This window comes from Arthrobacter sp. AOP36-F1-5, assembly GCF_058137995.1.
In genome coordinates, this window is sequence record NZ_CM176892.1 from 3,417,948 (window position 1) to 3,433,263 (window position 15,316).

A 15,316-nucleotide genomic window follows, 5' to 3' on the forward strand; every position below is an offset into this window, starting at 1 on the left:
CCGTTCTGCTGTAGGAGTCACTGTGTCGGGAAACCCCATTCGGGTCGCAATCATTGGTGTGGGGAACTGCGCCACCTCGCTCATCCAGGGCGTTGAATACTATAAGGATGCGGACCCGGAGACGAAGATTCCCGGTCTGATGCACGTCCAGTTCGGCAAATACCATGTCCAGGACGTCTCGATCGTCGCCGCCTTCGACGTCGACGCGAAGAAGGTCGGACTGGATCTCGCCGAGGCCACCACCGCCAGCGAGAACAACACCATCAAGATCGCCGACGTGCCCACCACCGGCGTCACCGTCCAGCGCGGGCACACCCTGGACGGCCTGGGCAAGTACTACCGCGAGACCATCGAGGAGTCCGACGCCGCCCCGGTCGACGTCGTCGCCGCGCTGAAGGAATCCGGCGCCGATGTGCTGGTCTGCTATCTTCCGGTCGGTTCCGAGCAGGCAGCGAAGTTCTACGCCCAGTGCGCCATCGATGCCGGCGTCGGCTTCGTCAACGCCCTGCCCGTCTTCATCGCCGGGACCAAGGAATGGGCCGATAAGTTCACCGCGGCCGGGGTGCCGATCGTCGGAGACGACATCAAGTCCCAGATCGGGGCCACCATCACCCACCGCGTGATGGCCAAGCTCTTCGAGGACCGCGGTGTGACACTGGACCGGACGTACCAGCTCAACGTCGGCGGCAACATGGACTTCAAGAACATGCTCGAGCGTGAACGCCTCGAATCCAAGAAGGTCTCCAAGACCCAGGCCGTCACCTCCAACACCTCGGCACAGCTCGGCGCCGACGACGTGCACATCGGCCCCTCGGACTATGTGGCCTGGCTCGATGACCGCAAGTGGGCGTATGTGCGCCTGGAAGGCCGCAACTTCGGTGACGCCCCCGTCTCGCTGGAGTACAAGCTCGAGGTCTGGGATTCGCCGAACTCCGCCGGAGTGATCATCGACGCCATCCGTGCCGCCAAGATCGCACTGGATCGCGGCATCGGCGGCCCGCTGCTCTCGGCGTCCTCCTACTTCATGAAGTCCCCGCCGGAGCAGTTCAACGACGAGGCGGCCCACGAGAGCGTCGAGGCGTTCATCCGCGGCGACATCGAGCGCTAGGAACCACGGCCCAGAATGCGACGGCGGCCGGCCCCTTGAACAGGGGCCGGCCGCCGTCGTCGTCTGCTCAGAAGAGTCCTACGGCATTCCCGTTCCCGTCCACATCCATGCGCATCGCCGCCGGGACCTTGGGCAGACCCGGCATGGTCATGACGGCCCCGGTCAGCGCCACGATGAACCCGGCCCCGGTTTTGGGGATCAACTCACGCACCTGGAGGGTGAACCCCTCGGGGGCGCCCAGCAGTTTCGCGTCGTCGGAGAACGAATACTGGGTCTTGGCCATGCACACCGGCAGCGAATCCCACCCGTTCTCCACGATCCCGGCCAGTTGCCGGCGCGCGCTGGCCGAGAATTCGACGTCGGCACCACCGTAGATATCGCGCACGATGGTGCGGATCTTCTCCTCCACCGGCAGCTCCAGGTCATAGAGGTGGTGGAAGTCCGAGGGCCCTTCCACGGCGGCCAGCACCTTGGCGGCCAGTTCCCCGGCCCCCTCGCCACCACGGCCCCAGACGTCGGCCACTGCCGCCTCGACCCCTTCGGCGGCGCACCAGTGGAGCACGGCGTCGAGTTCGGCCTGCGTATCCGTGGCGAACTGGTTGATCGCCACGACCGGGGCCAGCCCGAACCGTCCGATGTTGCGCACATGCCGGGCCAGGTTCGGCAGCCCCCCGCGCACGGCCTCCACGTTTTCCGGTCCCAGCCCATCCTTGGGGACTCCCCCATGCATCTTCAACGCCCGGATGGTGGCCACCAGCACCACGGCGGACGGCGGGCAATCCGCATAGCGCGCCTTGATGTCCATGAACTTCTCGGCCCCCAGATCGGCGCCGAAACCCGCCTCGGTGACCACCACGTCGGCCAGCCGGCGGGCGGTGTTGGTGGCGATGGCCGAATTGCAGCCGTGGGCGATGTTCGCGAAGGGGCCGCCGTGGACCAGTGCGGGGGTCCCGGCGATGGTCTGGACGAGGTTGGGTTCGATGGCGTCCTTGAGTAGCAACGTCAGCGCCCCCTGGACGTCGAGTTCGGACACGCTGACCGGCCGGCGGTCGAAGGTGTACCCGATCGTCATCCGTCCCAGCCGCTCGCGCAGGTCGTCGAGGTCGGTGGCCAGGCAGAAGACCGCCATGACCTCGGAGGCGACGGTGATGTCGAAACCGTCCTGCCGGGGCATTCCCTCGGTGGGTCCACCGAGACCGATGACGATGCTGCGCAGGGCCCGGTCGTTGACGTCCATCACGCGTTTGAAGGTCATGCGCCGCGGGTCGATGCCCAGCTCGTTGCCCTGCTGGATGTGGTTGTCGACCAAGGCCATCAGCAGGTTGTTGGCACTGGTGATGGCGTGGAAGTCACCGGTGAAGTGCATGTTGATGTCCTCCATCGGCAGCACCTGCGAATATCCACCGCCGGCCGCCCCGCCCTTCATCCCGAAGATCGGCCCGAGCGACGGTTCCCGCAAGGCGATCATCGTGCGGGTTCCGGTGGCGGCCAGGGCGTCACCGAGACCGACGGTGACCGTGGACTTGCCTTCCCCGGCCGGGGTGGGGGACATCCCGCTGACCAGGACCACCCGTCCCGGACCCGAGCTGGCCTCGGGCAACCCGGCCCGATTGATCTTGGCCTTGTACCTCCCGTAGTTCTCCAGCGCCTCCGCCGGAATGCCGGCCGCTGCGGCGATCTCTTCGATCGGCTTCAACGTCGCCCGCTGGGAAATGGCCAGGTCGTTCATGGCCTCCGGGGCACTATCGGGTTGCTCGGCGGTACTGCTCATCTGCTCACGGACCTTCCCGGCCATCGGCCGTCATGTCGTCCGGCGGACCACCTTGTCACGCCGGTGACCCCCAAGCTACCAGCGATCCATGGCGCCGTCCCGGGATCGCGGGCCACGTTTTAAGCGGCAAAGCCCGCCGGTGAAGCCGGCGGGCTTTGCGGTGGGGGCGGATAACCCGTTCATGCTCTTCCTCCTGGGGGTCGGTCGCTGATCTGGCCGGATGAACCGGCGGCGTACCGACTTAGCGAAAGCGGAAAAGCATTTCCGGGGGGAGCTGGGATTCGAGGCGGGTCCTGGGCTCGGGGTTATACAAGGTGTTCAACCATTGCGGGCCCAGGGGCTTCCTACGTCTGTTCTGCACGTCATTCACCTCCCCGGTACACATCGGGGCGGGTGGGCTGGCGGGCAGCCGAGTCGTTCATCAGGGGCCGGGCGCGGAGGACGTCGGGGCCGGTGACGAAGAGTTCGGCGGAGCGGGGGCCGGAAGGGCCGGTGGTGCTGGATTGCGCGGACATCGCTGTTCCTTCGTTCGAAACCTCGGGGTGGGGAGGCCTGGAACAGCTGCGCTGGTGTCTAGCGGTTCGCCGTTCCGGGGGCGGGGATCAGGGCACGATGACGGGGTCCGGCAGCGTGCGCAGTGGTAGCCACTGCCTGCGTGTTCTGGATGATCATCACGATTCCCACCTCCTTCGGTGAACGGGCCGAGCGCATCGGCGGTCAATAGGTCCACGGGTCGAAACATCTCATTGAGATCTCTCAATCACCGTTAACAAACTAACCCGGGATCGGCCTCGAGCGCCAGCCCGGGCCGGAAATTTTCTGTGATTCGTGCTGGAACCCGGCGCGTCGGCGACGACACGCCGGGTTCGTCGGCGGGCGGTTACAGTCCCCAGGCCTCGACGGCGGGGGTCTTCTTATCCCAGCCCAACCGGCAGACTTCCGCGGTGCCCAGCAGGAAGTGGCGTCCCTGTCCTGCTCCGAGCCCCAACCAGGTCGCCGCGAGGATGCGGGAGAAGTGGCCGTGGGAAAAGAGCACGGCGTTCCCGCCATCCGCCAGCTCGCTGCGCACCCGTTGCACGATCCTCTCGGCGCGGACCCCGACCTGCTCGATGGTTTCCCCGGCCGGGACCCCGTCATCCCAGATCAGGTAGCTGGGGTTCCTTTCGCGCACCTCGGCCGAGCGGACGCCTTCGTAGTCCCCGTAGTCCCACTCATGGGCGTAGTCCACGACTTCGGCACCGGGGAATCCTGCGAGTTCGGCGGTATGCCAGGCGCGTTGGGACGGGCTGGTCATCACCAGGTCGAAGGAGGTACCGGCCTGCTGGATGCTGGTCAGTTTCGCGCCGGCGACCCGGGCTTGCTCCTCGCCATGGGGCGTCAGCGGAAGATCCGTCAGCCCGGTGTACTGGCCGCTGCGCGACCATTCGGTTTCCCCGTGGCGGACCAGCCATAGGCGCGGCAATTCACTCATCGTTCATCCTCTTCTCGTCCGTTTCCTGCTCGGGTCCCTGCCCGGACCACCACTCGACCAGCGCCTTCGACGCGGCCTCGGGCCCCATCGGGCCATGGTCCAACCTCAGGTCCAACAGAAACTTATAGGCCCGCCCGACCTCAGGGCCGGGCCCGATCCCCAGCAGTTCCATGATCCGTCCACCGTCGAGGTCGGGACGAATGGCGTCCATCTGTTCCTGCTCGGCCAATTCCTCGATCCGGCGTTCCAGGTCGTCGCAGGCGAAGGCCAGGTATTCGGCCTTGCGTCGGTTGCGGGTGGTCACGTCCGAGCGGGTCAGCCGCAACAGGCGTGGCAGCACCGATCCGGCATCGGTGACGTAGCGGCGCACCGCAGAGTCCGTCCAGCCGGCGTCCCCATACCCATAGAACCGCATATGCAGTTCCACCAGGCGGGCCACCGACTTGATGGTGTCGTTGTCGAAGCGCAGCGCGCGCATCCGCTTCTTGGCCAGTTTGGCGCCGACGGCATCGTGGTGGCGGAAGCTGACCGCCCCGTTGGGTTCGAAGCGTCGGGTCGCCGGTTTGCCGATATCGTGCAGCAGCGCGGCGAAGCGCAGTACGAAGTCGGGTCCGGGCACCTCGCCCTCCGCTCCGGTCTCCAGCGAGGCTGCTTGGTCCAGGACCTGGAGGGAGTGTTGGTAGACATCCTTATGCCGGTGGTGTTCGTCGACCTCCAGGCGCAGAGCGGAGACCTCGGGCAGCACGTGGTCGGCCAATCCGGTGCGCACCAGCAGGTCGACGCCCTCCCGCGGGTGGCGGCCGGTCATCAGCTTGATGAGCTCGTCGCGGACCCGTTCGGCGGAGATGATGTCGATCCGTGCCGCCATATCGGTCATCGCGGCTTCGACCTCGGGGTCCACCGTGACCCCCAGCTGGGCGGCGAACCTCGCGGCCCGCATCATCCTCAGGGGGTCATCGGAAAAGGACGACGCCGGGGTTCCGGGGGTGCGGATCAGCCCCTGTTCCAGGTCCTTGAAACCCCCGTAGGGGTCCACCAGTTCCAGCTCGGGCAGGCGCAGCGCCATCGAGTTCATGGTGAAGTCCCGACGGTACAGGTCCTCCTGGAGCGAGGTTCCGAAGGCCACCACCGGCTTGCGGGAAGCCGGGTCATAGGCGTCCGCCCGGTAGGTCGTGACCTCGATCGTGTGTTCGGCACGGCGCAGGGCGATGGTGCCAAAGGCCCGGCCGACCTCCCAGGTGGCGTCCGCCCATCCGGCGACCACGGCCAGGGTCTGGTCCGGATCTGCGTCGGTCGTGAAATCCAGGTCCGGTGAGACGCGGCCCAGGAACAGGTCCCTGACCGGGCCCCCAACCAGGGACAGGGCGTGGCCGGCCGCGGTGAAACGGTCGGCCAGTTCGAAGACGACGGGGGGAAGGAGCGTCCTGAGGGCGGATGGTGCGGGTAGCTGCTGCATAGTCCGTTAAGCTTGTCAGATTTTTCCGCCGGCGCCTGACGCGCGGCGTACGCGGGGCGGGCACATGTGCACAGCAAAGATGGATAGAGTGGTTTCCATGGCCCATCCAGTACCTCGCGCTCCGAAGCGCACACCGCTGAACGCCTCCATGGCGTCTGCGCAGCCGGGCCAGCATTCCCTTCCCACCGTCGAGGAAATCTCCTCCGGCGGAGTCATCGTCGATACGGCGCTGCCCGGACTCCCGGTGGCAATCATCGCCCGCTACAACCGGGGTGGCCGGCTTGAATGGTGCCTGCCCAAGGGCCACCCCGAGGGCGAGGAGACCAATGAAGCGGCCGCCGTGCGGGAAGTGGACGAGGAAACCGGCATCGCCGGACGGATCCTCGCCCCGCTGGGCAGCATCGACTACTGGTTCACCGTGACGAACTACCGCGTGCACAAGACGGTCCACCATTTCCTGCTCGAAGCCACCGGTGGAGAGCTGACCGTCGACAACGATCCCGATCACGAGGCAGTGGATGTCGCGTGGATCCCGATCGCCGAACTCGGCAGGAAGCTCTCCTTCCCCAACGAGCGCCGCATCGCGGAATTGGCCCGGGACGTCCTCGCTCAACATGGCAACTGAGACCACCACGGACCAGAAAGCTGGTTCGAACGCCAAGGCTTATCACCTCATGGCCTCGGGGACCATTGTGTCCCGGGGTCTGGGCTTCGCCCGGACGGCCCTGTTGGCCTTCGCCATCGGATCGAATGCCATGGTGGCGGACATCTTCGAAAAAGCCAACGTCATCCCCAACATCATCTTCATGCTGCTGGCAGGAGGCATCTTCAACGTCGTGCTGGTCCCGCAGCTGATCAAGGCCTCGCGGGCCGCGGACAAGGGCTCGGACTACACGAGCCGGCTCATCACGCTGACCATGGTCGTCATGGGTGCCTTCACCGTGCTGTTGACCCTCGGGGCCGGCCCCATCATCACCATCCTGACCAAGGACTGGTCGGAGCCGATGCTCACCCTGGGCACCGCGTTCGCCTATTGGTGCCTACCGCAGATCTTCTTCTACGGCGTCTACGCCGTCGTCGGACAGGCCCTGAACGCCCACGGACGCTTCGGCGCCTACATGTGGGCGCCGGTCGCCAACAACGTCGTGCAGATCCTGGTCATCATCGGGTTCATGATGTCCTTCGGCAAGTACGACGGCGATCCGGACCAGTTGGCGAACTGGACATCGATGCAGACCCTCTGGATCGCCGGCGGTTCGACCCTGGGCATCGTGGTCCAGGCGCTCGTGCTGTTCATTCCGCTGGCCCGTTCAGGTCTGCGGATCCGTCCCAAGTTCAACTGGCGGGGCATGGGGTTGCGCCATGTCGGGAAGCTGGCGATCTGGACGCTGGGTTCGATGACCATGGGCAACGTCGCATCGTTGATCTACGCCCGGCTGGTTTCCAGCGCGGCGAACGCGCGCAGCTCCCTGCCCCCGGGGGAACGGGCGGGCGTTCCGGGCGAACAAGCGCTGAACGCGATGCAGCTGGTCACCGTCCTACCGCACTCCATCTTCGCCTTGTCGCTGGCCACCGTCCTGTTCAATGAACTCTCACGGGCCTTCGCCGACAATAAGCGGGAGAAGGTCGCTCCCGCCCTTTCCCAGGGACTCCGCACGACGGCGGTGCCCGTCGTGTTCGCCACGGTCGCCTTCATCGTGCTGGCCGGACCCCTGGGCCTGCTCTTCGCCGGCGGCGGGAAGTATTCGGTGGTGGCCGGCGCCGCGATCGGGCAGCTGCTGCTCCTGACGGCGCTGGGTCTGCCCTTCAAGAGCATCCACTTCTTCCTCATCCGGGTCTTCTTCGCCGAGGAGGACACCAAGACGCCGATGATCATCCAATCCTCGATGGCCGTCGTCGGCGTGCTCATCGCCTACGCCCTGGCCGCGGCCCTGCCGGCGGCCAAGATCGCCTTGGGGATCGCACTGCTCTACGGGGTCACGAACATCATTTCCGCCGTGATCGCCCATGTCCTGGTCGTGCGCCGCTACGGCGACTACGGCACCAGGGAGGTCGTGAACACGTATATCCGGATCGGCTGGTACTCCGCCATTTCGGGGGCCGTCGGGGCCCTGGTGCTCTGGTTCATGGGCGGATACACCAGCGGATTCGCCTGGGATTCAATCTTCTCCGCCCTGATCAGCATCGCCGTCGTCGGCAGCGTGATGGCCGTGGTGTACCTGCTGTTGTTGAAGGCCGCCAACGTGCCGGAACTGGACGATTTCATCGGCGGGGCAGCCAAACGCATCCCGGACCTGGGCAGAAGGTTGCGCCGCTAGGACACAATGTCCCGCCCGCCGGGCGCGGACACCGGTAACATGGTCGAAGCACAGCAGCAGCGTGCCCAGCTACACACCACCAAACCCGGGAGTAAATAGTGTCGCAGCCCATCGATGTCGGAGCCGTTCTTGGGGGCCGGTACAAGGTCACCGAACTGGTTTTGACCTCCGCCGACGGCGACGCGGTCCTGGGCGGGATGGATCAGGTGCTGAACCGTTCGGTGAGCATCCTCGTGGCTTCACCGGAGAACGCGAGCCAGGTGGCGACCAGCGCCCGGGAGATCGCGACGGGCGAGCGTTACGGGACCATGCAGGTCCTGGACCTGGGCATCTCCGACGGCAGCACCTACCTCATCACGAACACCGCCAGCCCGGCCGATCTGCTCGACCTGGTCATCCAACGCGATGCCCCCTTCATCGAACCCTTCTACACCGACACGCTGGGTTCGGAGATCTTCGGGGTCACGCGCAGCGCGGAACCGGAAGTCTACGACGACGAAGAAGAATACTGGGAAGAACTCCAGGCCAATGAAGAGCGCAATGTCGGAGGCCGGGTCGCCAAGAAGCTGACCGGGTTCACCAGCCGTTGGGGGCGTGGTCGGAAGGATTCGGCATCCCCCGAGGCGGACGAAGAGGCCGAAGGGTTCGCTGCGGCCGCCGACGAAGCAGCCGCCACCGACGCGGAGGACCACGAGCCCACGGATTCCGCCCCACCGACGGCGGCAGCCAATGTCCCGCCGCGGCCGCAGATACCACCCACGTCCCCCGCGTCCCCGACGGACTCACCCGATCCCGCCGACGACGACGCCACCGGTGAAACGGAGAAGGTCTCCCTCTGGGGCACCCCCGCAGATGATGTTTCGACTCCCGCTCCCCAGGGTGACGATGCCGGCGACGCCAGCCTGGCGGCAGCGGGTGCCGCGGCCGCCGGAACGGCAGATCACGAGAGCCAACCGGTCGAAGCGGAACACTACGAACGTCCCGCAGCGGTCTTCCCCGCCGGAGCCCGTCACTTCTCCGCCCCCGATGAAGAGGCCGACGAGGGGGACCCGGAGGAGAAGGCCGCAGGAGGTGGCCTCAGCCGCCTGCTTGTCGGTGCCTTGCTGGTGGTGGTGCTGGTCGTCGCGGTCGTGATCGCCTTCAACACGTTGGGCTCCAACGACGCTCCCAAGACGGCCGCGGAAACCAGCCAGGCAGCCTCCTCGCAGGAGGCTTCCTCCAAGAAGGCCGAGTCCCAGGAAGCGACCCCCGAGGCGGCGGCCACCCCCGAGGTCACCGGGATTTCCCGGGTCGTCCCCGGCAACCAGGAGTTGAACTCCGAAACGGACTCCACATTGTCCAACGCCATCGATGGCAACCAGGGCAGTTTGTACCGTTCCTATTCCTTCACCACCCCGCAGTTTGGCGGCTTCGCCTCCAACATGATCCTGGTGGTCGAGCTGAAGGAGGAGGCCACGATCTCCGAGGTCGAATTGTCGGGGCTCAATGGCACCGGCGGGGCCTTCCAGATCAGCGTCGGTGATTCCGACGACCTGGGCTCGGCCACTGAAGTCACCTCGGGATCCTTCACCGGCCCCACGGTCACCGTTCCCGTCGCCGGGGACGATGACCAGAAGGTGACCGGCAAATACGTGTTCTTGAACATCAACGAGCTTCCCCGTTTGGCCACGACATCCAATAGCTCCCGCCCCTACGGGCTGCAGGTCGCGGAGATCAAGGTGTCCTAGCACCACCGAGGGAATAGAGCCCTGCACCGCTTCGTTGTGCAGGGCAAGAGATCATCAAAACCCCGTGCATCGCACCTGCGAGACCCCACGGGCTGAGAGGGAGGGACACACCGCGTGGCAACAGATACACCCGATGCCGTTCGCGACGTCATCATCATCGGTTCAGGACCCGCCGGGTACACGGCAGCCGTCTACACGGCACGGGCCAATCTGGCCCCGCTCGTGGTGGCCGGATCCGTCACCGCCGGTGGCGAGCTGATGAACACCACTGACGTCGAGAACTTCCCCGGATTCCGTGAGGCAATCCTCGGACCGGACCTCATGGACAACATGCAGGCCCAAGCCGAGCGCTTCGGCGCGGAGATCCAGTACGAAGACGTCTCCACCGTCGACTTGGAGGGTGACATCAAAACCGTCATCCTGGCCAGTGGCGAGGTCTACCGCGCCCGCGCCGTCATCATCTCCACCGGTTCGGCCTATCGTGAATTGGGCTTGCCGAACGAGAAGCGGCTTTCCGGACACGGTGTGTCATGGTGTGCCACCTGCGACGGCTTCTTCTTCCGTGAACAGGAGATCGCCGTCGTGGGCGGAGGCGACTCCGCCATGGAGGAGGCGCTCTTCCTTACGAAGTTCGCTTCGAAGGTCACCGTGATCCACCGGCGCGATGAGTTGCGGGCTTCACGGATCATGGCGGACCGCGCCTTGGCCCACCCGAAGATCGAATTCGTGTGGAACTCCGCAGTCGATGATGTGCTGGGCGCCGAAAAGGTCACCGGCCTGAAACTCCGCAATCTCCTGGACGGCAGTGAGTCCGAGCTCGAGGTGACCGGCGTATTCGTTGCCATCGGCAACGATCCGCGGACCGAACTGGTCAAGGACCAGTTGCCCGTCACGGCGGAAGGCACCATTGCCGTGGAGGGCCGGACGTCAAAGACGCGCCTGCCAGGCGTCTTCGCCGCCGGTGACGTCATCGACCCGACCTACCGTCAGGCCGTCACTGCCGCCGGCTCGGGCTGTGTGGCAGCACTGGACGTCGAACACTATCTCTCAGGTCTGCCTGTCCCGACAGAGCAAGCCGCAGCAGTTTCCAACTAGAACTCCCCCTCGGAAAGGACGACCAATCATGAGTCAGGCAAAGGACGTTACAGACAGCTCCTTCCAGGCCGACGTGCTGGATGCACCGAAGCCCGTCATCGTGGACTTCTGGGCCGAATGGTGTGGGCCCTGCCGCCAGCTGTCGCCCATTCTCGACCAGATCGCCGCAGAGCACGCCGATAAGGTCGACGTGGTCAAGGTCAACGTCGATGACAACCCCGGAATTGCCGCAAAGTACGGCATCACCAGCATCCCGGCGGTCTATGTCTTCGACAAGGGCGAACACGTGGCCAGTTCCATTGGTGCCAAGCCCAAGCAGGCGCTTGAGCAGGAGTTCGCGGCCTTCCTCTAGAAGGACGCAGCCGGCAATGCGCCGGCACTCCACGACCGAAACGGGGCCGCCTACCATGCAACATGGAAGGCGGCCCCGTTTTTATGCCCGGTGCGGACCGCGGGTCCTTCCCGCGGATGCTCGGAGGACGGCGAGAAGCTTCCCCACCACGTCACTGGACCCCTTCGGACCACTGCTCACGCCGGGGGCTCCGCCGGGCGCCGTCCCCCTGGCTCCAGGAAACTCCGTTCGCGCCATGGTCAAACTACCCCCTCAGACGCCCTGCTCCGTCAACAGCAGCCGACGACGGTGCCATAGGACATCCACCGCGCTCAATGCATCACTATCTGACGCAGTATCCCGGTGTTCCCAGCCTGTCCGGGGGACCCAACAGACGCGGGACCAGCACTGGATCCCTCAAGACCGGGCCCAAAGACCCTCGATACCAACGGGATCAGTTGCGTTTGTCTCTTCTCTCCTTTTCAGTAAATGATTTCTCATCAACGCGCTCACCGAACCAACTTTCTATGGATTCCTGGTCGGTCCGGTCACGAGAGATGCAATGGATGAATTTCACTGATTCCACGATCCAGGGCCCTCATCCGAACCCGTCGAGCGACCATCCACCTCGAACCATCGTTTCACGTGGAACATCCTCCAAGCATGAATCTCGTGCAAGCGTCATAACTTATCCACAAGATATGCACATTGTTAATATTCTGGGGATAACGAAGTCTCCGGCGGTCGCTCACGCCCAGGCGACGTGCGAATCAGGCACTCAATAACTCGGGTCGAACCAGTCGCGTCGATGGGGACATTGATAACTAATCGAGTCTCAAGAGTACGGTCGTAGTCCAGCCCACCACCACATCAAAGGCGTGAGGCTGCAGTCCACGTTTCACGTGGAACATCGTTGCGTCAACGGCTCGGATGGTCGCGTCAGTGAATCGGCCGTACACGACGCCAAGATCATTGATTTGGCTTCAACTGATACCCCGCGTCCTTTGAACGCACCCAGGCAATAGCTACTACCGGGCTCCCGAATACGGTCGCGCTTCACGTGAAACATAGGATTTATGGATTTTGTCGGACGAGAGCGCTCACTTGGTTCCCTTTTCCGACTCCGTGCCTACTCTGACAGGGGACTGTCTACAAGTTTTTCGGAACTACGGCCGGGCGGGGATAAAAGAAGCGGGTGGGTTTCACGTGAAACCCACCCGCTCGACTGACGAACACTACTGCTCAGCAGATGGCGCTATGACTCCCATGATTCGATTCAGATCATCGACCGAGCCGAATTCGATGCTGACGCGACCCTTTTTTGCTCCGAGGCTGATCTTGACATTGGTTTCCAGATGATCTGACAACGAATTGGCCAAATAATCGAGTCTTTCGTGCCGTGCAGTCGAACGCGGAGCCTTTTCCTTCGGCTTGCGCCGCAGACCATCATTCATCGCTACGATCTCTTCCGTCGCCCGGACCGAGAGACCCTCGTTGACGATACGCTGCGCTAGTCGCTCCATATCCGCGACATCTTCAAGTCCGAGGAGGGCACGAGCATGACCTGCGGATAGCACACCGGCAGCAACCCGTCGCTGAACCAGGGCAGGCAGTCGCATCAGACGAATAGTGTTGGAGATCTGTGGCCGGGAACGACCAATACGCTCAGACAATTCATCCTGAGTACAGTCGAACTCCTGCATGAGTTGTTGATAAGCCGCCGCCTCCTCCAGGGGATTCAACTGCGCACGGTGTAGGTTCTCCAACAGCGCATCTCGCAGTAGTGCGGTATCCGACGTCTCCCGCACGATTGCCGGGATGGTCGTCAGGCCGGCTTCCTGGACAGCACGCCAACGCCGTTCACCCATGACGAGCTCATAGAGTTGATCTCCACCTTCATCCGATGGACGCAGCACGATCGGCTGCAGAAGTCCGACTTCGCGAATCGAGTGCACGAGTTCAGCCATGTCATCATCATCAAAGACGGTACGTGGCTGCTTACGGTTCGGGTGGATGCTCGCGACAGACACTTCCGCGAACGTCGCCCCGGGTACCGCGACCAGCGTTTCACGTGAAACATCGTCCTCTGAAGATCGAGACTCACCTGCCGTCGAGGACTTATCGTCAGCAACACCCTTCCGAGATTCAGCTTCCTCATCGGTATTTGGTCCTCTGGACCCTACCGCCTGATCGGAGGGATCGGTTGCTGGATCACGCGAGGTCCGCACGTTACCGAGCACGTTCGGAACAGCTACACGGCGGTTCCTGGGTGTGGCTGGCTTGCGATCAGAATCAGCGATCTCATCGCCCGGCTTTCCTTCTTCAGTCCCTCCCTGCTCTGAGCTGAAGAACATATCAACCGGACGACTCCTCCGTGAAGGCTGCTTCGTTGTAGAACTGGGACGCGTCGACGACTTCTGTGCCTCCTTAGGGGTCTTCGGCGGTGTTGCCGCCCCCTTATCGATATCATCAGGTGTCGAGGATGCATAAGAGGTCTTCCCCGGACTGGTCGCCTGGCTGGAGGAACTACTCTTCCTCTTTGTTGGTGGTGTTTCACGTGAAACAGAAGAAGTGGACGAACCCTTGGATCCCTTGGAATCGGATTCACTCTCGATGTTCACTGCTGAAAGAGCACCATTCGGCCGGCCTGCATCATGACTCGTCTCCGCAGGTGAAGACGCCTTTGGAATGCCCTCTGACGACGAAGAAAGCCCATTATCAACCTGAGAGGGCTCTTCTTCCTCGTTTGACGGACTACCAGAGATCAGGGCACCAAGCCCACGTCCCAAACCGCGCCGCTTCTCAACCATTCGTCGTCCTCTCGACCTTGCCAGCGCGCCCGGGTGCGCGCAAAATTACCTACCAAGAGTCTACTGGCAACCAAGAGCTTCAGGAGCCGCTGACGCCCCGTTCGGCGATCTCCGCGGCTGCCTCCAGATAGGACAGCGCACCCGTTGAGCTCGGGTCATAAGTGACGACCGTCTGCTGATAGCTCGGAGCCTCTGAAATCCTGACACTCCGGGGAATCAATGCCTGGAGGACCTGGTTCGGGAAGTGCTCCCTCACCTCATCCGCAACCTGTGATGCCAGGTTGGTCCGGCCGTCGTACATCGTCAAAAGTATCGTGGAAACAACCAGATCTGAGTTCAAGTGCTTTTGGATCAGTTCAATGTTGCTGAGCAGCTGGCTCAGGCCCTCGAGTGCGTAGTACTCGCATTGGATCGGAATAAGCACTTCCTGCGCGGCAACGAAGGCATTGACCGTCAGCAACCCAAGACTGGGAGGGCAGTCCACGAAGACATAGTCGATTCGTTCGGCCCCTTGATCTTCCAGCATTTTGGCGTACTGGTCCAAGGCCCTGCGAAGTCGTTGCTCCCGGGCCACGAGCGATACCAACTCGATCTCCGCGCCAGCCAGGTGGATCGTCGCCGGGGCCACCAAGAGATTGGGGAACTGCGGACATGGCGCCAAGACATCACCCAGCGGAACATCGTTGATCAGCACGTCGTAAATACTGTCCACTTCGGCGTGGTGATCAATTCCCAAGGCAGTGGAGGCATTGCCCTGTGGATCGATATCAACCACCAGGACATTCATGCCGGCCTTCGCCAACGCCGCAGCGATGTTCACGGTCGTAGTGGTTTTACCGACGCCACCCTTTTGGTTGCTGACCGTCAGGTACCGCGTGCTATCGGGCTTGGGCAAGGTCGTCCCGCTGAGCTTCTCGCGACGCTTGGTTTCGTTGGCCAGCTGGCTTGCCAGCGGGGTGCTCTCGTCGATGCTGTCCATCATGTTCCGAACCGGTGCCTTCGCTTCCGACTGAAATTCTTCTTGCTGCTTGATGCTGCCGTCCTCCAGGGCTGGGCGTGAAGTGCACGGCTAGCTCCATACCGGCAGAACCACGTTTCACGTGAAACGTAAGAAACAACCGAATACGATTGCTCTACTGGTGGCAGTGTGCCGGTCGAGTGCTGAAGCCACTCGGTGGGGCCTGTTAAGACCTCCGTGCCATTCATGGTCGCTTCTCCTCACCACATCC

At 63.5% G+C, this 15,316-nt stretch carries 12 protein-coding genes; 6 read left to right on the plus strand and 6 right to left on the minus strand.

All coding sequences use genetic code 11. The annotated features are described in order from the left end of the window. Nucleotides 1-22: 22 nt before the first annotated feature. Complete coding sequence (locus AC3ZI9_RS15770) at nucleotides 23-1,108, plus strand: inositol-3-phosphate synthase (RefSeq protein ID WP_444566102.1); 1,086 nt, start codon at nucleotides 23-25, stop codon at nucleotides 1,106-1,108. A 67-nt stretch (nucleotides 1,109-1,175) separates the two neighbouring features. Here the strand turns inward: AC3ZI9_RS15770 and AC3ZI9_RS15775 are convergent, their stop codons facing one another. The 4 genes from AC3ZI9_RS15775 to AC3ZI9_RS15790 form a co-directional block, all read right to left on the minus strand. Next, nucleotides 1,176-2,837: a formate--tetrahydrofolate ligase gene (locus AC3ZI9_RS15775; RefSeq protein ID WP_444554490.1), complete on the minus strand. Its 1,662-nt coding sequence runs from the start codon at nucleotides 2,835-2,837 to the stop codon at nucleotides 1,176-1,178. A gap of 404 nt (nucleotides 2,838-3,241) precedes the next feature. Continuing rightward, nucleotides 3,242-3,394 (minus strand): hypothetical protein, encoded by a 153-nt coding sequence (locus AC3ZI9_RS15780; protein ID WP_444554448.1) that lies wholly within the window; start codon nucleotides 3,392-3,394, stop codon nucleotides 3,242-3,244. Nucleotides 3,395-3,759: 365 nt separating this feature from the next. Further along, nucleotides 3,760-4,350, minus strand: coding sequence for a histidine phosphatase family protein (locus tag AC3ZI9_RS15785; RefSeq protein WP_444554449.1), 591 nt, complete (start codon nucleotides 4,348-4,350; stop codon nucleotides 3,760-3,762). Beyond that, complete coding sequence (locus AC3ZI9_RS15790) at nucleotides 4,343-5,806, minus strand: CCA tRNA nucleotidyltransferase (RefSeq protein ID WP_444554450.1); 1,464 nt, start codon at nucleotides 5,804-5,806, stop codon at nucleotides 4,343-4,345. The genes AC3ZI9_RS15785 and AC3ZI9_RS15790 overlap by 8 nt, the downstream gene beginning before the upstream one ends. Nucleotides 5,807-5,903: 97 nt before the next feature. On the opposite strand from AC3ZI9_RS15790, the gene AC3ZI9_RS15795 reads away from it, so the two are divergent. The 5 genes from AC3ZI9_RS15795 to trxA all read left to right on the plus strand — a co-directional run bounded on the left by AC3ZI9_RS15795 (nucleotide 5,904) and on the right by trxA (nucleotide 11,298). Beyond that, the gene (locus AC3ZI9_RS15795; RefSeq protein ID WP_444554451.1) at nucleotides 5,904-6,431 is read left to right on the plus strand and encodes an NUDIX hydrolase; all 528 of its coding nucleotides are present in this window, start codon (nucleotides 5,904-5,906) and stop codon (nucleotides 6,429-6,431) included. After that, entirely contained in the window at nucleotides 6,421-8,124 is a 1,704-nt protein-coding gene (gene murJ, locus AC3ZI9_RS15800; protein ID WP_444566103.1) for a murein biosynthesis integral membrane protein MurJ, read from the plus strand. Before AC3ZI9_RS15795 ends, murJ begins: the two co-directional genes overlap by 11 nt. A 98-nt stretch (nucleotides 8,125-8,222) precedes the next feature. Beyond that, the gene (locus AC3ZI9_RS15805; protein WP_444554453.1) at nucleotides 8,223-9,851 is read left to right on the plus strand and encodes an ABC transporter substrate-binding protein; all 1,629 of its coding nucleotides are present in this window, start codon (nucleotides 8,223-8,225) and stop codon (nucleotides 9,849-9,851) included. 114 nt (nucleotides 9,852-9,965) lie between these two features. Then, nucleotides 9,966-10,946 (plus strand): thioredoxin-disulfide reductase, encoded by a 981-nt coding sequence (gene trxB, locus AC3ZI9_RS15810; protein ID WP_444554454.1) that lies wholly within the window; start codon nucleotides 9,966-9,968, stop codon nucleotides 10,944-10,946. Nucleotides 10,947-10,974: 28 nt separating this feature from the next. Next, the gene (trxA, locus tag AC3ZI9_RS15815; RefSeq protein WP_444554455.1) at nucleotides 10,975-11,298 is read left to right on the plus strand and encodes a thioredoxin; all 324 of its coding nucleotides are present in this window, start codon (nucleotides 10,975-10,977) and stop codon (nucleotides 11,296-11,298) included. 1,214 nt (nucleotides 11,299-12,512) lie between these two features. Here trxA and AC3ZI9_RS15820 read toward each other — a convergent pair. Together AC3ZI9_RS15820 and AC3ZI9_RS15825 are read right to left on the minus strand one after the other, a co-directional pair. After that, complete coding sequence (locus AC3ZI9_RS15820) at nucleotides 12,513-13,631, minus strand: ParB/RepB/Spo0J family partition protein (protein ID WP_444554456.1); 1,119 nt, start codon at nucleotides 13,629-13,631, stop codon at nucleotides 12,513-12,515. 535 nt (nucleotides 13,632-14,166) lie between these two features. Further along, complete coding sequence (locus AC3ZI9_RS15825; RefSeq protein WP_444554491.1) at nucleotides 14,167-15,120, minus strand: ParA family protein; 954 nt, start codon at nucleotides 15,118-15,120, stop codon at nucleotides 14,167-14,169. Nucleotides 15,121-15,316: the final 196 nt, after the last annotated feature.

Coding starts and splice junctions, on each gene's coding strand:
- AC3ZI9_RS15775 (WP_444554490.1), bottom strand. CDS start 2,837: ATGAACGACCTGGCCATTTCCCAGCGGGCGACGTTGAAGCCGATCGAA.
- AC3ZI9_RS15780 (WP_444554448.1), bottom strand. CDS start 3,394: ATGTCCGCGCAATCCAGCACCACCGGCCCTTCCGGCCCCCGCTCCGCC.
- AC3ZI9_RS15785 (WP_444554449.1), bottom strand. CDS start 4,350: ATGAGTGAATTGCCGCGCCTATGGCTGGTCCGCCACGGGGAAACCGAA.
- AC3ZI9_RS15790 (WP_444554450.1), bottom strand. CDS start 5,806: ATGCAGCAGCTACCCGCACCATCCGCCCTCAGGACGCTCCTTCCCCCC.
- AC3ZI9_RS15795 (WP_444554451.1), top strand. CDS start 5,904: ATGGCCCATCCAGTACCTCGCGCTCCGAAGCGCACACCGCTGAACGCC.
- murJ (WP_444566103.1), top strand. CDS start 6,421: ATGGCAACTGAGACCACCACGGACCAGAAAGCTGGTTCGAACGCCAAG.
- trxA (WP_444554455.1), top strand. CDS start 10,975: ATGAGTCAGGCAAAGGACGTTACAGACAGCTCCTTCCAGGCCGACGTG.
- AC3ZI9_RS15820 (WP_444554456.1), bottom strand. CDS start 13,631: ATGTTCTTCAGCTCAGAGCAGGGAGGGACTGAAGAAGGAAAGCCGGGC.